This window comes from Streptomyces sp. CLV115, assembly GCF_038448545.1.
Lineage (GTDB): Bacteria > Actinomycetota > Actinomycetes > Streptomycetales > Streptomycetaceae > Streptomyces > Streptomyces sanglieri.
In genome coordinates this window covers 1-15,940 of record NZ_JBCEWQ010000066.1, presented here as the reverse complement: position 1 = coordinate 15,940, position 15,940 = coordinate 1, and the positions used below count along the sequence as shown (strand labels likewise).

The following is a 15,940-nucleotide window of genomic DNA, read 5'->3' as shown; positions in this document are numbered from 1 at the left end:
CGTCAGGAAGTCAGTCTGGGGATGCCGCAGCTCCCCGCCCCCGCCTACCCGGCCGAGGTGCGCGCCAGGCTCGAAGCGGACGCGAAGGAGGTGATCGCCCGCTACCCCGGCAGCCGCTCCGCCCTGCTTCCCCTGCTGCACCTGGTGCAGTCCGAGGAGGGCTACGTGTCCCGTACGGGCATGGCGTTCTGCGCCGAGCTGCTCGGCCTCACCACCGCCGAGGTCACCGCGGTCGCCACCTTCTACACGATGTACCGGCGCAAGCCGAGCGGTGACTACCAGGTCGGCGTCTGCACCAACACGCTCTGCGCGGTGATGGGCGGCGACGCGATCTTCGACCGGCTCAAGGAGCACCTCGGCGTCGGCAACGACGAGACGACCGAGGACGGCAAGGTCACCCTCGAACACATCGAGTGCAACGCGGCCTGCGACTTCGCCCCCGTGGTGATGGTCAACTGGGAGTTCTTCGACAACCAGACGCCCGAGAGCGCGACCCGCCTGGTCGACGACCTGATCGCCGGGCGCACCGTCGAACCCACCCGCGGCGCCCCGATCTGCTCGTACAAGGAGACCGCCCGGATCCTGGCCGGCTTCCCCGACGAGCGCCCCGGCGCCGTCGAGGCGTCCGGCGGCGCGGGCCCCGCCTCGCTGATCGGCCTCCGCCTCGCCAAGGGCGAGGAGCCGCACCCGCGCGTCGTCGCCCCGCGCGGCGAGCGCCCCGGCGGCGCCCAGCCCCACGACCCGTCGCCGTCCGAGCACCTCAGCTCGCACGACGCACCGCAGCAGACCTCGGCCTCCGACCCGGACCACCCGGCCGGCCCGACAGCCGAGGAGGGGGAGTGATGACGTTGGCGACCGAGATCAACGACAACGGAGGCGGCAACGGGAACGGGGGCAGCCCCGAGAAGCTGCTCGCCCCCGTCCTCTCCGCCTTCTGGGACGAGCCGGAATCCTGGACCCTGGACACCTACCGCCGCCACGACGGATACGAGGGCCTGCGCAAGGCCCTCGCCATGGCGCCGGACGACCTCATCGCCTACGTCAAGGACTCCGGCCTCCGCGGCCGCGGCGGCGCGGGATTCCCGACCGGGATGAAGTGGCAGTTCATCCCGCAGGGCGACGGCAAGCCGCACTACCTGGTCGTCAACGCCGACGAATCGGAACCGGGCACCTGCAAGGACATCCCGCTCCTGTTCGCCAACCCGCACAGCCTCATCGAGGGCATCGTGATCGCCTGTTACGCGATCCGTTCGTCGCACGCGTTCATCTACTTGCGCGGTGAGGTCGTCCCCGTGCTGCGACGTCTGCACGAGGCCGTACGAGAGGCGTACGAGGCGGGCTATCTGGGGACGAACATCCTGGGCTCGGGGCTCGATCTGGAACTCACGGTGCACGCCGGTGCCGGCGCGTACATCTGTGGTGAGGAAACCGCGCTGCTCGACTCTCTCGAAGGACGGCGTGGCCAGCCCCGGCTGCGACCTCCCTTCCCCGCGGTCGCCGGTCTGTACGCCTGCCCCACTGTGGTGAACAACGTCGAGTCCATCGCCTCGGTTCCCGCGATCCTGAACCGGGGCAAGGAGTGGTTCAAGTCGATGGGCAGCGAGAAGTCCCCGGGCTTCACGCTGTACTCGCTCAGCGGGCACGTCGCGGGCCCCGGCCAGTACGAGGCCCCGCTCGGCATCACCCTGCGCCAGCTGCTCGACATGAGCGGCGGCATGCGCCCCGGCCACCGGCTGAAGTTCTGGACCCCGGGCGGCTCGTCGACCCCGATGTTCACCGACGAGCACCTCGACGTACCGCTCGACTACGAGGGCGTCGGCGCCGCCGGATCCATGCTCGGCACCAAGGCGCTCCAGTGCTTCGACGAGACCACCTGCGTGGTGCGGGCCGTCACCCGCTGGACCGAGTTCTACGCCCACGAGTCCTGCGGCAAGTGCACGCCCTGCCGTGAAGGCACCTACTGGCTCGTCCAGCTGCTCCGCGACATCGAGGCCGGCAAGGGACAGATGGCCGACCTCGACAAGCTGAACGACATCGCCGACAACATCAACGGCAAGTCCTTCTGCGCCCTCGGCGACGGCGCCGCCTCGCCGATCTTCTCCTCGCTGAAGTACTTCCGCGAGGAGTACGAGCAGCACATCACGGGCAAGGGCTGCCCCTTCGATCCCGCCAGGTCGACCGTCTGGGCCGACGACAAGAACGCTCACCAGGAGGTGAACGCATGACAGTCACCACGAGTGCGCCCTCCGGGGGCGGCGAGGCGGCCGTCCCGCCCGAGGACCTGGTCACGCTGACCATCGACGGCATCGAGATCAGCGTGCCCAAGGGCACCCTGGTCATCCGGGCCGCCGAACTCCTCGGCATCGAGATCCCGCGCTTCTGCGACCACCCGCTCCTCGACCCGGCCGGTGCCTGCCGCCAGTGCATCGTCGAGGTCGAGGGCCAGCGCAAGCCGATGGCGTCCTGCACCATCACCTGCACCGACGGCATGGTCGTCAGGTCGCAGCTCACCTCGCCGGTCGCCGAGAAGGCCCAGAAGGGTGTGATGGAGCTGCTGCTCATCAACCACCCGCTGGACTGCCCGGTCTGCGACAAGGGCGGCGAGTGCCCGCTGCAGAACCAGGCGATGTCGCACGGCGACGCGGACTCCCGCTTCGACGGCAAGAAGCGGACGTACGAGAAGCCCGTCCCGATCTCCACCCAGGTGCTGCTGGACCGCGAGCGCTGCGTGCTCTGCGCACGCTGCACCCGGTTCTCCAACCAGGTGGCGGGCGACCCGATGATCGAGCTGATCGAGCGCGGCGCGCTCCAGCAGGTCGGCACCGGCGAGGGCGACCCGTTCGAGTCGTACTTCTCCGGGAACACCATCCAGATCTGCCCGGTCGGGGCGCTGACCTCGGCGGCGTACCGATTCCGCTCCCGCCCCTTCGACCTGGTCTCCTCGCCGTCGGTCTGCGAACACTGCGCGGGCGGCTGCGCGACCCGCACCGACCACCGGCGCGGCAAGGTCATGCGACGGCTCGCCGCCGACGACCCCGAGGTCAACGAGGAGTGGGTCTGCGACAAGGGCCGCTTCGGCTTCCGCTACGCGCAGCAGCGGGACCGGCTCACCACTCCGCTGGTACGCAACGCGGACGGCGTCCTGGAACCCGCGGGCTGGCCCGAGGCGCTGGCCGCCGCGGCCGCCGGCCTCTTGGCCGCGCGCGGCCGGACCGGGGTGCTCACCGGCGGCCGGCTGACCGTCGAGGACGCCTACGCGTACAGCAAGTTCGCCCGGATCGCGCTGGACACCAACGACATCGACTTCCGGGCCCGGGTCCACAGCAGCGAGGAGGCCGACTTCCTGGCCGCCCGCGTGGCCGGGCGCGGACGCGACCTGGACGGCAGCGGGATCACGTACACCTCGCTGGAGAAGGCCCCGACGGTACTGCTGGTCGGGTTCGAGTCGGAGGAGGAGGCGCCCGGCGTCTTCCTGCGGCTGCGCAAGGCCAACCGCAAGCACGGACAGCGCACCTACGCCGTCGCCTCGCACGCCACCCGCGGTCTCGACAAGGCGGGCGGCACGCTGCTGCCCGCCGCCCCCGGCACCGAGACCGAGTGGCTGGACGCGATCGCGGGCGGCGTCGGCCTCGACGGCGACGGAGCCGCGGCGGCCGAGGCGCTGCGGGCCGAGGGCGCCGTGATCGTGGTCGGTGAGCGGCTGGCCGCGGTACCGGGCGGGCTCACCGCCGCGGTGCGCACGGCCACCGCGACCGGGGCCGCGCTGGTGTGGATCCCGCGCCGGGCCGGCGAGCGCGGCGCGGTGGAGGCGGGCGCGCTCCCGTCGCTGCTGCCCGGCGGCCGCCCGGCGACCGACCCGCGGGCCAGGGACGAGGTGGCGGCCGTCTGGGGCGTCGCCGAACTCCCGTCCCGCTTCGGCCGCGACACCGACCAGATCGTCGAGGCCGCGGCCACCGGCGAACTGGCCGCGCTGGTCGTCGCCGGGGTCCAGACCGTGGACCTGCCGAACCCGGCACGGGCCCTGGAGGCCCTGGACCAGGTCGGCTTCCTGGTCTCGCTGGAGCAGCGGCCCAACGAGATCACCGACCGCGCCGACGTGGTCTTCCCGGTCGCCGCGGTGGCCGAGAAGTCCGGCACCTTCCTCAACTGGGAGGGCAGGGCGCGGATGTTCGAGGCCGCGCTGAAGCCGGAGCAGATGACGCGCGCGCTCGCGCCGGGCGACGCCCGGGTGCTGCACATGCTGGCCGACGCCCTCGACGTCCACTTCGCGCTGCCGGACCTGAAGTCCGTACGACGCGAACTGGACCGGCTCGGCGGCTGGAGCGGCACGCACGCCACCGACCCGAACGAGCCGGCGCAGCCGCTGCCCAGGCCCGGCGACGGCGAGGCGGTCCTCGCGGGCCACCGGATGCTGCTCGACCTGGGGCGGCTCCAGGAGGGCGACGAGGCGCTGGCCGGTACCCGGCACGCCGCGGTCGCCCGGCTCTCCGCGGCCACCGCCGCCGAGACGGGCGTGAAGGACGGCGATCTGCTGGCCGTCACCGGCCCGGCGGGCAGTGTCGCGTTCCCGCTGAAGGTCACCGACATGCCGGACCGGGTGGTCTGGGTGCCGCTGAACTCCGCCGGGCGGGGCGTTCCGGCCGACACCGGTGCCCGGCCCGGCGGCCTGGTCCGGATCGGCCCCGCCGCACCGGGTACTCCCGACGTCACACCGGAGGTGGGGGCGTGAGTGCCTTCGCTCAACTGGCCGCGGCACCGCACAGTGCCGTACTCGCCGCCGAGGATCTGTCGATGTTCGGCACCGACCCGTGGTGGCTCGTCGTCATCAAGGCGGTGTTCTGCTTCGCCTTCCTGATGGTGACCGTGCTCTTCTCCATCGTGTGGGAGCGCAAGGTCGTCGCCTGGATGCAGCTGCGCATCGGCCCCAACCGGCACGGTCCCTGGGGCATGCTCCAGTCGCTCGCCGACGGCATCAAGCTGATGCTGAAGGAAGACGTCATCGTCAAGCGGGCCGACAAGGTCGTGTACGTGCTCGCGCCGATCGTCGCCGCCATCCCGGCGTTCATGGCGATCGCCGTGATCCCGTTCGGCCCGTCCGGCAACGAGGTCTCGATCTTCGGCCACCGCACCTCGATGCAGCTCACCGACCTGCCGATCGCGATGCTCTACATCCTCGCGGTCGCCTCGGTCGGGATCTACGGCATCGTGCTGGCCGGCTGGTCGTCCGGATCGACGTACCCGCTCCTGGGCGGTCTGCGCTCCTGCGCGCAGATGATCAGCTACGAGATCGCGATGGGCGCCGCGTTCGCCTCGGTCTTCCTCTACTCCGGGTCGATGTCGACCTCGAAGATCGTGGAGGCGCAGCAGGACCGCTGGTTCATCCTGCTGCTGCCGGTCTCGTTCATCATCTACATCGTCACGATGGTCGGCGAGACCAACCGCGCCCCGTTCGACATGCCCGAGTCCGAGGGCGACCTGGTCGGCGGCTTCAACACCGAGTACTCCTCGATCAAGTTCGCGATGTTCATGCTCGCCGAGTACGTCAACATGGTCACCGTCTCCGCGGTCGCCACGACCCTGTTCCTGGGCGGCTGGCGGGCCCCGTGGCCGATCAGCACCTTCTGGGAGGGCGCGAACCACGGCTGGTGGCCGATGCTCTGGTTCGTCGTCAAGGTCCAGCTGCTGCTGTTCTTCTTCATCTGGCTGCGCGGCACGCTGCCCCGGGTCCGCTACGACCAGCTGATGAAGCTCGGCTGGAAGGTCCTGATCCCGGTCTCCGTGGTCTGGCTGATGCTGGTCGCGACGGTGCGGGCGCTGCGCAACGAGGGCTACGACTTCTCGAAGATCGTGCTGTACGTGGCCGGGGCCGTGATCGCGATCCTGCTGATCTCCTTCGTCGTCGACATCTTCCGCGACAAGAAGGGCCGGGCCGCCGAGGCGGAGGCCGGACCGGAGCCGGCGTTCGACCCGATGGCGGGCGGATTCCCGGTGCCGCCGCTGCCCGGACAGACCCTGCCGCCGGTGCCGCGCCGCAGGCCGCGGGGCGAGCGGGAGCTCGTTGTCAGTGGCGGGCCGGATACTCAGAGTGACGGAAATTCGAGTGACGGAAAGGAGGCCGACGGTGTCTGAGTCACCAGAGTCCTCGGGGACTTCGGGAGCCTCGGGGTCCTCGGGGTCCTCCGAGGAGAAGTTCCAGAACCCCGTCGCCGGCTTCGGCGTGACCTTCAAGGCCATGTTCAAGAAGCGGCTGACCGAGCAGTATCCGGAAACGCCGAAGGTGACGGCGCCGCGCTTCCACGGCCGGCACCAGCTCAACCGTCACCCGGACGGTCTGGAGAAGTGCGTCGGCTGCGAGCTGTGCGCCTGGGCCTGCCCGGCGGACGCGATCTACGTGGAGGGCGCGGACAACACCGAGGAGGAGCGCTACTCCCCGGGGGAGCGCTACGGCCGCGTCTACCAGATCAACTACGCGCGCTGCATTCTCTGCGGACTGTGCATCGAGGCCTGCCCGACCCGGGCGCTGACGATGACCAATGAGTTCGAGCTCGCCAACACCACCCGCGAGAGCCTCATCTACACCAAGGACGAGCTGCTCGCGGGCCTGGAGGAGGGCATGGTCGACACCCCGCACGCGATCTTCCCCGGGATGGACGAACAGGACTACTACCGGGGCCTCGTCACCGAGGCGGCGCCCGGTACGGAGCCCCAGGTCGCCGTCTCCAAGGGCGAGAAGCCGGCCGACGGGCACAGCGAGAACAACGGCTCGGCGCAGGAGGTGGGCGCATGACCGGCCTGGCCGCCGCGGCCTCCCAGACCTCGACCGGCGAGGCCGTCCAGTTCTGGCTGCTCGGCATCGTCGCCGTGCTCGGCGCGCTGTCGACCGTACTGATGAAGAAGGCCGTGCACAGCGCGCTGAGCCTCGCCGGGACCATGATCGTCCTGGCGGTGTTCTACCTCGCCAACGGCGCCTACTTCCTGGGCATCGTCCAGATCGTCGTCTACACCGGCGCGATCATGATGCTGTTTCTCTTCGTGGTCATGCTCGTCGGCGTCACCGCGGCCGATTCGCTGAAGGAGACCCTGAAGGGCCAGCGCTGGCTGGCCGCGGGCTGCGGGCTCGGCTTCGGTGTCCTGCTGATCGCGGGCATCGGCAACGCCTCGCTGAACAGCTTCAACGGACTCGGTACCGCCAACACCGAGCACGGCGGAAACGTGGAGGGGCTGGCCAGCCTCATCTTCACCAAGTACGTCTTCGCCTTCGAGATCACCGGCGCCCTGCTGATCACGGCGACGGTCGGCGCGATGGTGCTCACCCACCGGGAGCGCACCGAACGGGCCAAGAACCAGCGGGAGATGTCCGAGGAGCGCGTACGCGGCAAGCAGCTCCCGCCGCTGCCCGCCCCCGGTGTCTACGCCCGGCACAACGCCGTGGACATCCCGGGCCTGCTCCCGGACGGCACGCCCTCCGAGCTCACCGTCATGCAGACGCTGCGCAACCGCGGCCAGATCCGCGACGTCTCGAACGAGTCGCTGGACCAGCTCAAGGCGCTGGAGCAGCGCTCCGGGGAACGGCTCGGCCGTGACAACGAAGAAGAGGAGGTCGCCAAGTGAATCCGGTCAACTACCTCTATCTCGCAGCCCTGCTGTTCACCATCGGTGCGGCCGGGGTGCTGATCCGGCGGAACGCGATCGTGGTGTTCATGTGCGTGGAGCTGATGCTCAACGCCTGCAACCTCGCGTTCGTGACCTTCTCGCGGATGCACGGCAATCTCGACGGCCAGATCATCGCCTTCTTCACGATGGTCGTCGCCGCCGCCGAGGTCGTGGTCGGGCTCGCGATCATCGTGTCGGTGTTCCGTTCCCGCCACTCGGCCTCGGTCGACGACGCCAGCCTGATGAAGCTGTAAGGGGACGTTGAATCGTGGAGAACCTGATCGCGCTGCTCGTCGCGGCGCCCCTGCTCGGAGCGGCGGTCCTGCTCTGCGGCGGCCGACGGCTGGACCGCGCCGGACACTGGATCGGCACCCTGCTCGCCGCAGCGTCGTTCGTCGTCGGTGTCGTGCTCTTCCTCGACATGCTGGGGAAGGGCGCGGAGGACCGGGCGCTGCACCAGAAGCTGTTCAGCTGGATCCCGGTCGAGGGCTTCCAGGCCGATGTGGCCTTCCAGCTCGACCAGTTGTCGATGACGTTCGTGCTGCTGATCACCGGTGTGGGCACCCTGATCCACATCTACTCGATCGGCTACATGGAGCACGACGAGCGCCGGCGCCGCTTCTTCGGCTATCTGAACCTGTTCCTCGCGGCGATGCTGATCCTGGTCATCGCCGACAACTACCTGTTGCTGTACGTCGGGTGGGAGGGCGTCGGTCTGGCGTCGTACCTGCTCATCGGCTTCTGGCAGCACAAGCCCAGCGCGGCCACCGCCGCCAAGAAGGCCTTCCTGGTCAACCGCGTCGGCGACATGGGCCTGTCGATCGCGATCATGCTGATGTTCACCACCTTCGGCACCTTCGCCTTCGGCCCCGTCCTCGAAGCGACGGGGGAGACCGGTGAGGGCAAGCTGACGGCGATCGGCCTGATGCTGCTGCTCGCGGCCTGCGGCAAGTCGGCCCAGGTTCCGCTGCAGTCCTGGCTCGGTGACGCGATGGAGGGCCCGACCCCGGTCTCGGCCCTCATCCACGCCGCGACCATGGTCACCGCCGGTGTCTATCTGATCGTCCGCTCCGGCGCGATCTTCAACGCCGCGCCGGACGCACAACTGGTCGTCGTGGTCGTCGGAGCGGTCACGCTGCTCTTCGGTGCGATCGTCGGTTGCGCGAAGGACGACATCAAGAAGGCCCTCGCCGGGTCGACGATGTCGCAGATCGGCTACATGATCCTGGCCGCCGGGCTCGGCCCGATCGGCTACGTCTTCGCGATCATGCACCTGGTGACCCACGGCTTCTTCAAGGCCGGGCTCTTCCTCGGCGCCGGTTCGGTCATGCACGGCATGAACGACGAGGTCGACATGCGGAAGTTCGGCGGCCTGCGGAAGTACATGCCGGTCACCTTCATCACCTTCGGCCTCGGCTATCTGGCGATCATCGGCTTCCCCGGTCTGTCCGGCTTCTTCTCCAAGGACAAGATCATCGAGGCGGCCTTCGCCAAGGGCGGCACCGAGGGCTGGATCCTCGGCTCGGTGGCCCTGCTGGGCGCCGCGATCACCGCGTTCTACATGACGCGCGTGATGCTGCTGACGTTCTTCGGCGAGAAGCGCTGGCAGCCCGACGCGGAGGGCCACGAGCCGCATCCGCACGAGTCGCCGAAGTCGATGACCATCCCCATGATCGTCCTGGCGTTCGGCTCGGTCTTCGCCGGAGGCTTCTTCTCCATCGGCGACCGCTTCCTGAACTGGCTGGAGCCGGTCACCGGCCACAGCCACGGCCACGCCCCGGTCAGCGCCACGACCGTCACCGCCGCCACCATGGTGGTGCTCGTCATCGGCGTCGCCATCGCCTGGGCGATGTACGGACGCAAGCCCGTACCGGTCGTCGCCCCGCGCGGCTCGCTGCTCACCCGGGCCGCCCGCCGCGACCTCCTCCAGGACGACTTCAACCATGTGGTCCTGGTCCGCGGCGGCGAGCACCTCACCCGCTCCCTGGTGTACGTCGACCACACCCTGGTCGACGGCGTCGTCAACGGCACGGCGGCCTCGATGGGCGGGCTCTCCGGCCGGCTGCGCAAGCTGCAGAACGGCTACGCCCGCACCTACGCGGTCTCGATGTTCGGCGGTACGGCGGTTCTCATCGCCGCGACCCTGCTGATGAGGGCGGTCTGATCACCATGTCCTTTCCCCTCCTGACAGCGACGGCGGCGCTCCCGGCGATCGGCGCGGTCGCCACCGCCGCCGTCCCGGCCGCCCGGCGCACCACCGCCAAATGGCTGGCGCTGGTCTTCTCGCTGGCCACCCTCGTCCTGGCGGGCATCGCGCTCGCCCGCTTCGAGCCCGGCGGCGACCGCTACCAGCTCACCGAATCGCACGCCTGGATCAAGGACTTCGGCGTCCGGTACGAACTGGGCGTGGACGGCATCGGGGTGGCGCTCATGGCGCTCACCGCCCTGCTGATCCCCTTCGTCATCCTGGCCGGCTGGCACGACGCCGACCCCCTGGAGACCAAGTCCTCGCGCTGGCGCCCCACCCAGGGCTTCTTCGCCCTGATCCTGATGGTCGAAGCGATGGTGATCCTCTCCTTCGAGGCCACCGACGTCTTCCTCTTCTACATCCTCTTCGAAGCCATGCTCATCCCGATGTACTTCCTCATCGGCGGCTTCGGGGACCGGGCGCACACCGGCAGCGACGAGAACGCGGCGGCCCAACGCTCCTACGCCGCGGTGAAGTTCCTGCTCTACAACCTGGTCGGCGGGCTCATCATGCTGGCCGCCGTGATCGGGCTCTACGTGGTCGCGGGGACGTTCTCGCTCTCCGAGATCGCCGAGGCCCGCGCCAACGGCTCGCTCTCCATGGCGACCGGCACCGAGCGCTGGCTCTTCCTCGGGTTCTTCTTCGCCTTCGCGGTGAAGGCCCCGCTGTGGCCGCTGCACACCTGGCTGCCCAACGCGATGGGCGAGGCGACCTCCCCGGTCGCCGTCCTGATCACCGCGGTCGTCGACAAGGTCGGCACCTTCGCGATGCTCCGCTTCTGCCTCCAGCTCTTCCCGGAGGCCAGCAAGTGGGCGACGCCGGTGATCATCGTCCTGGCGCTGATCAGCATCGTGTACGGGGCGCTGCTCGCCGTCGGCCAGCGCGACATCAAGCGCCTGATCGCCTACGCGTCGATCTCGCACTTCGGCTTCATCATCCTGGGCATCTTCGCGATGACCAGCCAGGGCCAGTCCGGCGCCACGCTGTACATGGTCAACCACGGGATCTCGACCGCCGCGCTGATGCTGGTCGCGGGCTTCCTGATCACCCGGCGCGGTTCGCGGCTCATCGCCGACTACGGCGGGGTGCAGAAGGTGGCGCCGATCCTGGCCGGCACCTTCCTGATCGGTGGGCTGGCCACCCTGTCGCTGCCCGGACTCGCCCCGTTCGTCAGTGAGTTCCTGGTCCTGGTCGGCGCGTTCAGCGCGTACCCGGCGGCGGGCATCGTCGCCACGACCGGCATCGTGCTCGCCGCGCTCTACGTCCTCGTCCTCTACCAGCGGACGATGACCGGCCCGGTGAAGGCCGAGGTCCAGGGCATGGCGGACCTCAAGGTCCGGGAGCTGGCGGTGGTCCTGCCGCTGATCGCGCTGCTGCTCTTCCTGGGTGTCTATCCGAAGCCGCTGACGGAGATCGTCAACCCGGCGGTGCAGCACACCATGTCGGACGTCCAGAAGAAGGACCCCCAGCCTGAGGTGGAGGCCGCCAAGTGAGCGCAACAGCTGTCCACAGCCTGTGGACGACGGCGGGCGGGGTGACATCGGCCGCCCCGGTCGAGAAGTTCAAGGCCCCGGTCATCGAGTACACCCAGCTGACCCCGGTCCTCATTGTGATCGGTGTCGCCGTCGTGGGCGTACTCGTCGAGGCCTTCGTGCCGCGCCGGGCCCGCTATTACACGCAGGCCTTCCTCACGGTCGTCGCCCTGGCCGCCGCGTTCGCCGCGGTCGTCGGACTGGCGGCCGGCGGGTACGGCACGACGAAGGCGCACATCGCCGCGATGGGCGCCATCGCGATCGACGGGCCGACGCTCTTCCTGCAGGGCACCATCCTGCTGACCTCGCTGGTCGCCGTCTTCACCTTCGCCGAGCGGCGGCTCGACCCCGCCGCACACGGCAGGCACGTGGACTCCTTCGCCGCCCAGGCCGCCTCGGTCCCCGGCAGCGACAGCGAGAAGGCCGCGGTCAAGGCCGGATTCACCACCACCGAGGTCTTCCCGCTGGTCCTCTTCTCGGTGGCCGGGATGCTGGTCTTCCCGGCGGCCAACGATCTGCTGACGCTCTTCGTGGCCCTGGAAGTCTTCTCCCTCCCGCTCTACCTCCTGTGCGCCGTCGCCCGCCGCAAGCGGCTGATGTCGCAGGAGGCCGCGGTGAAGTACTTCCTGCTCGGCGCGTTCTCCTCGGCGTTCCTGCTCTTCGGGATCGCCCTGCTCTACGGGTACGCGGGCTCCGTCTCGTACGCGGCCATCGCCGACGTGGTCGACGGTGCCGTCACCAAGATCGACCCCGCGCTCGCCGACACCATGGGCAACGACGCGCTGCTGCTGATCGGCGGCGCGATGATCCTGACCGGGCTGCTCTTCAAGGTCGGCGCCGTCCCGTTCCACATGTGGACCCCGGACGTCTACCAGGGCGCCCCGACCCCGGTCACCGGCTTCATGGCCGCGGCCACCAAGGTCGCCGCGTTCGGCGCGCTGCTGCGCCTGCTGTACGTGGTGCTGCCGGGCCTCGCCTGGGACTGGCGTCCGGTCATGTGGGCCGTCGCGATCGTCACGATGCTGGGCGGCGCGATCGTCGCCATCACCCAGACCGACATCAAGCGGCTGCTGGCCTACTCCTCGATCGCCCACGCCGGATTCATCCTCGCCGGTGTGATCGCCACGACCCCGGACGGCATCTCGTCGGTCCTCTTCTACCTCGGCGCGTACTCCTTCGTGACGGTCGGCGCGTTCGCCGTCGTCACCCTGGTCCGCGACGCGGGCGGCGAGGCGACGCACCTGTCGAAGTGGGCCGGGCTCGGCCGGCGCTCTCCGCTGGTCGCCGCGGTCTTCGCGGTGTTCCTGCTGGCCTTCGCCGGTATTCCGCTCACCTCCGGGTTCTCCGGAAAGTTCGCCGTGTTCAAGGCGGCGGCGGACGGCGGCGCGGGCGGACTGGTCGTGGTCGGTGTGATCTCCTCGGCGATCGCCGCGTTCTTCTACATCCGGGTCATCGTGCTGATGTTCTTCAGCGAGCCGAAGGCGGACGGCCCCACGGTCGCCGTCCCGTCCCCGCTGACGATGACGACGATCGCGGTGGGAGTCGCGGTCACGCTGGTGCTGGGCCTGGCCCCGCAGTACTTCCTGGACCTGGCGAGCCAGGCGGGAGTCTTCGTGAGGTAGCGCACCGACGCACAGCAGCGACCGCCGCCGGACGGGCTTGAGAAGTCAAGCCCGTCCGGCGTTGTCGTACGCGGCGCCTATCGTGGCAGGGGACGGCGGCAACACGGACCAGAGCGGGACGGACCCGGGGGACAGAGCGATGGGCACGACGGGCGGGACCATGGATGTGACCGAGAGCGACGCACGGCGGACGCTGCACAAGGTATTCGGGTACGACGCGTTCCGCGGCGAGCAGGAAGCGATCGTCGACCATGTGGTGGCCGGCGGCGATGCTGTCGTGCTCATGCCGACCGGTGGTGGCAAGTCCCTCTGCTACCAGATCCCCGCCCTGGTCAGAGCGGGTACGGGCATCGTCGTCTCGCCCCTGATCGCCCTGATGCAGGACCAGGTGGACGCGTTGCGGGCGCTCGGCGTGCGGGCCGGCTTCATCAACTCCACGCAGGACTTCGACGAGCGCCGCTCGATGGAGGCCCAGTTCGTCGCCGGTGAGCTCGACCTGCTCTACCTGGCCCCGGAGCGGCTCCGCCTGGACTCCACCCTCGCGCTGCTCTCGCGCGGCGAGATCTCCGTCTTCGCGATCGACGAGGCGCACTGTGTCGCCCAGTGGGGGCACGACTTCCGCCCGGACTATCTGACCCTCTCCGTCCTCGGCGAGCGCTGGCCCGAGGTGCCGCGCATCGCCCTGACGGCGACCGCGACCGACGCCACGCACCAGGAGATCACCCAGCGTCTGGGCATGCCCGACGCCAAGCACTTCGTCGCCAGCTTCGACCGGCCCAACATCCAGTACCGGATCGTGCCGAAGGCCGACCCGAAGAAGCAGCTGCTCTCCTTCCTCAAGGACGAGCACGCCGGGGACGCGGGCATCGTCTACTGCCTCTCGCGCAATTCGACCGAGAAGACCGCCGAATACCTCTGCCGCAACGGCATCGAGGCCGTCCCGTACCACGCGGGGCTCGACGCGGGCACGCGCGCCGTCCACCAGTCCCGGTTCCTGCGCGAGGAGGGCCTGGTCGTCGTCGCGACCATCGCCTTCGGCATGGGCATCGACAAGCCCGACGTGCGCTTCGTCGCCCACCTCGACCTGCCGAAGTCCGTCGAGGGCTACTACCAGGAGACCGGCCGCGCAGGCCGTGACGGACAGCCGTCCACGGCCTGGATGGCGTACGGCCTTCAGGACGTCGTCCAGCAGCGCAAGCTCATCCAGGGCGGCGAGGGCGACGAGCAGTTCCGCCGCCGCGCCGCCTCCCACCTCGACTCGATGCTCGCCCTGTGCGAGACGGTGCGCTGCCGCCGCGCCCAGCTTCTGACGTACTTCGGACAGGAGCCCGCCACCGCGGACTGCGGCAACTGCGACACCTGCCTCACGCCGCCCGAGAGCTGGGACGGCACGGTGGTCGCGCAGAAGCTGCTGTCGACCGTGGTGCGGCTGAAGCGGGAGCGCGGGCAGAAGTTCGGCGCGGGCCAGATCATCGACATCCTGCTCGGCCGCAAGACGGCCAAGGTCATCCAGTTCGACCACGACCAGCTCTCGGTCTTCGGCATCGGCGAGGAGCTGGCCGAGGCCGAATGGCGGGGTGTCGTACGGCAGTTGCTCGCCCAGGGACTGATCGCGGTGGAGGGCGAGTACGGCACGCTGGTGCTCACCGAGGAGAGCGGCTCCGTGCTCGGCCGGCAGCGCGAGGTGCTGCTGCGCAAGGAGGCACCGAAGCCCGCCTCGCGTTCCACGAAGGCCGACCGCAAGCCGAAGTCGCAGGCGGCCGCCGCCGAGCTGGCCCCCGAGGCCGTCCCGGTCTTCGAGGCGCTGCGGGCCTGGCGCGGCGCCCGGGCGAAGGAGCAGGGCGTCCCGGCGTACGTCATCTTCCACGACGCGACCCTGCGCGAGATCGCCACGGTGCGGCCGGACTCCGTGTCCGCGCTGGGCGGGATCAGCGGCCTGGGCGAGAAGAAGCTGGCGACGTACGGGGAGGGAGTACTGGAGGTGCTGGCCTCGCTCGGGGAGACGGGAGCCCCGGCCCCGGCCCCGGCTCCGGCCCTGAAAGTCGTACCGTCTCCGGCGGCCCCCGAAGCCGACCCCGAGTTCGGCTGGGACGAGGAGCCGCCCGAGTACGAGTGAGCGCGGACCGGGCGGCCGGACCTACTGCGGGTCCGCCGCCCGGCGGCGCGCGGTGATCGCGGCGAGATCGAGATCGACCGGGAAGGGGACGGAGACCTTCATCCGGTCGTGGAAGATCCCGGTGGAGGTGTAGGCCCCGGTCGACGGCTCCAGCTCGAAGACGTAGACCACCGCCCGGCCGTCGTGGTTCTCCACCCGCCAGTAGTGCGGGATCCTCGCCCGCGCGTACTTCACGGGCTTGGTCTCCCGGTCCCGGGTGAGGGATTCCGGGGAGACGACCTCGATGGCCAGCTGTACGGACCGGGCGGGGAAGCGGGTCTGATCCAGGTTCCGGACGACCTCGCCGCCCACGACGATCACATCGGGCTCGGGCCGGTTGCAGCGGTCGATGTCGATGGTGAACCGGGCCGCCACCTCAAGGCCATGCGGCACCAGCGACTGCAGCCGCCCGCTGAAGAAGCTGATCGCCCGTGAGTGGAACAAGGTCTGCGGACACTGGAAGACCAGGCGCGCGTCGATCAGTTCCGTGTGCGGAGGCAGATTCGGGAGTGTGTCCAGGTCATCGGCGGTCCAGCCGCCCACGGGCGGAACCGCCCACCGAGGTTCGGGGGCCTCGGGGTCGACGCTGACCGGTTCTCTCACACCGCTGAGCCTCGCGGGACGCTCCGGCGTCACCGCCGGAACGGGGCAGGGCTCCCCCGAACGTGTGAATGGCCCACACGCCGCTGACCAGCGGGTGCCCCCGGGCCCGCCCTGCCCCCTCAGTCAC

12 protein-coding genes are annotated in these 15,940 nt (G+C 69.8%); 11 read left to right on the top strand and 1 reads right to left on the bottom strand.

The window, feature by feature from the left end:
• Positions 1-21 precede the first annotated feature (21 nt).
• The 11 genes from nuoE to recQ all read left to right on the top strand — a co-directional run bounded on the left by nuoE (position 22) and on the right by recQ (position 15,171).
• Complete coding sequence (gene nuoE, locus AADR41_RS22580) at positions 22-843, top strand: NADH-quinone oxidoreductase subunit NuoE (protein WP_342283229.1); 822 nt, start codon at positions 22-24, stop codon at positions 841-843.
• Entirely contained in the window at positions 840-2,225 is a 1,386-nt protein-coding gene (gene nuoF, locus AADR41_RS22575) for an NADH-quinone oxidoreductase subunit NuoF (protein WP_446751097.1), read from the top strand. The genes nuoE and nuoF overlap by 4 nt, the downstream gene beginning before the upstream one ends.
• Positions 2,222-4,729 carry an NADH-quinone oxidoreductase subunit G gene (locus AADR41_RS22570; RefSeq protein WP_342283197.1) on the top strand — a complete coding sequence of 836 codons (2,508 nt, stop codon included), beginning with the start codon at positions 2,222-2,224 and terminating at the stop codon, positions 4,727-4,729. The genes nuoF and AADR41_RS22570 overlap by 4 nt, the downstream gene beginning before the upstream one ends.
• On the top strand, positions 4,726-6,129 hold the full coding sequence (gene nuoH / locus AADR41_RS22565; protein WP_446751096.1) for an NADH-quinone oxidoreductase subunit NuoH: 1,404 nt from the start codon (positions 4,726-4,728) through the stop codon (positions 6,127-6,129). The genes AADR41_RS22570 and nuoH overlap by 4 nt, the downstream gene beginning before the upstream one ends.
• Positions 6,122-6,787 (top strand): NADH-quinone oxidoreductase subunit NuoI, encoded by a 666-nt coding sequence (gene nuoI / locus AADR41_RS22560; RefSeq protein ID WP_259928613.1) that lies wholly within the window; start codon positions 6,122-6,124, stop codon positions 6,785-6,787. Before nuoH ends, nuoI begins: the two co-directional genes overlap by 8 nt.
• The gene (locus AADR41_RS22555) at positions 6,784-7,611 is read left to right on the top strand and encodes an NADH-quinone oxidoreductase subunit J (RefSeq protein WP_342283196.1); all 828 of its coding nucleotides are present in this window, start codon (positions 6,784-6,786) and stop codon (positions 7,609-7,611) included. The genes nuoI and AADR41_RS22555 overlap by 4 nt, the downstream gene beginning before the upstream one ends.
• A complete protein-coding gene (nuoK, locus tag AADR41_RS22550; RefSeq protein ID WP_093543641.1) occupies positions 7,608-7,907 on the top strand; it encodes an NADH-quinone oxidoreductase subunit NuoK in 300 nt (99 codons plus the stop codon). Before AADR41_RS22555 ends, nuoK begins: the two co-directional genes overlap by 4 nt.
• 14 nt (positions 7,908-7,921) lie before the next feature.
• Positions 7,922-9,817, top strand: coding sequence for an NADH-quinone oxidoreductase subunit L (gene nuoL / locus AADR41_RS22545; protein ID WP_342283195.1), 1,896 nt, complete (start codon positions 7,922-7,924; stop codon positions 9,815-9,817).
• A 5-nt stretch (positions 9,818-9,822) separates the two neighbouring features.
• A complete protein-coding gene (locus AADR41_RS22540) occupies positions 9,823-11,394 on the top strand; it encodes an NADH-quinone oxidoreductase subunit M (protein ID WP_259928611.1) in 1,572 nt (523 codons plus the stop codon).
• Entirely contained in the window at positions 11,391-13,055 is a 1,665-nt protein-coding gene (nuoN, locus tag AADR41_RS22535) for an NADH-quinone oxidoreductase subunit NuoN (protein ID WP_342283194.1), read from the top strand. The genes AADR41_RS22540 and nuoN overlap by 4 nt, the downstream gene beginning before the upstream one ends.
• A 139-nt stretch (positions 13,056-13,194) precedes the next feature.
• Positions 13,195-15,171, top strand: a complete 1,977-nt coding sequence (recQ, locus tag AADR41_RS22530) for a DNA helicase RecQ (protein ID WP_446751095.1) — start codon at positions 13,195-13,197, stop codon at positions 15,169-15,171.
• Between the two features lie 21 nt (positions 15,172-15,192).
• Here the strand turns inward: recQ and AADR41_RS22525 are convergent, their stop codons facing one another.
• Positions 15,193-15,813, bottom strand: a complete 621-nt coding sequence (locus AADR41_RS22525; protein ID WP_342283193.1) for a Uma2 family endonuclease — start codon at positions 15,811-15,813, stop codon at positions 15,193-15,195.
• Between the last annotated feature and the right edge of the window lie 127 nt (positions 15,814-15,940).

Excerpts from the sequence above, each read along its gene's own strand:
- nuoE (WP_342283229.1), top strand. The coding sequence starts at position 22 with ATGCCGCAGCTCCCCGCCCCCGCCTACCCGGCCGAGGTGCGCGCCAGG.
- AADR41_RS22570 (WP_342283197.1), top strand. The coding sequence starts at position 2,222 with ATGACAGTCACCACGAGTGCGCCCTCCGGGGGCGGCGAGGCGGCCGTC.
- AADR41_RS22555 (WP_342283196.1), top strand. The coding sequence starts at position 6,784 with ATGACCGGCCTGGCCGCCGCGGCCTCCCAGACCTCGACCGGCGAGGCC.
- AADR41_RS22540 (WP_259928611.1), top strand. The coding sequence starts at position 9,823 with ATGTCCTTTCCCCTCCTGACAGCGACGGCGGCGCTCCCGGCGATCGGC.
- recQ (WP_446751095.1), top strand. The coding sequence starts at position 13,195 with ATGGGCACGACGGGCGGGACCATGGATGTGACCGAGAGCGACGCACGG.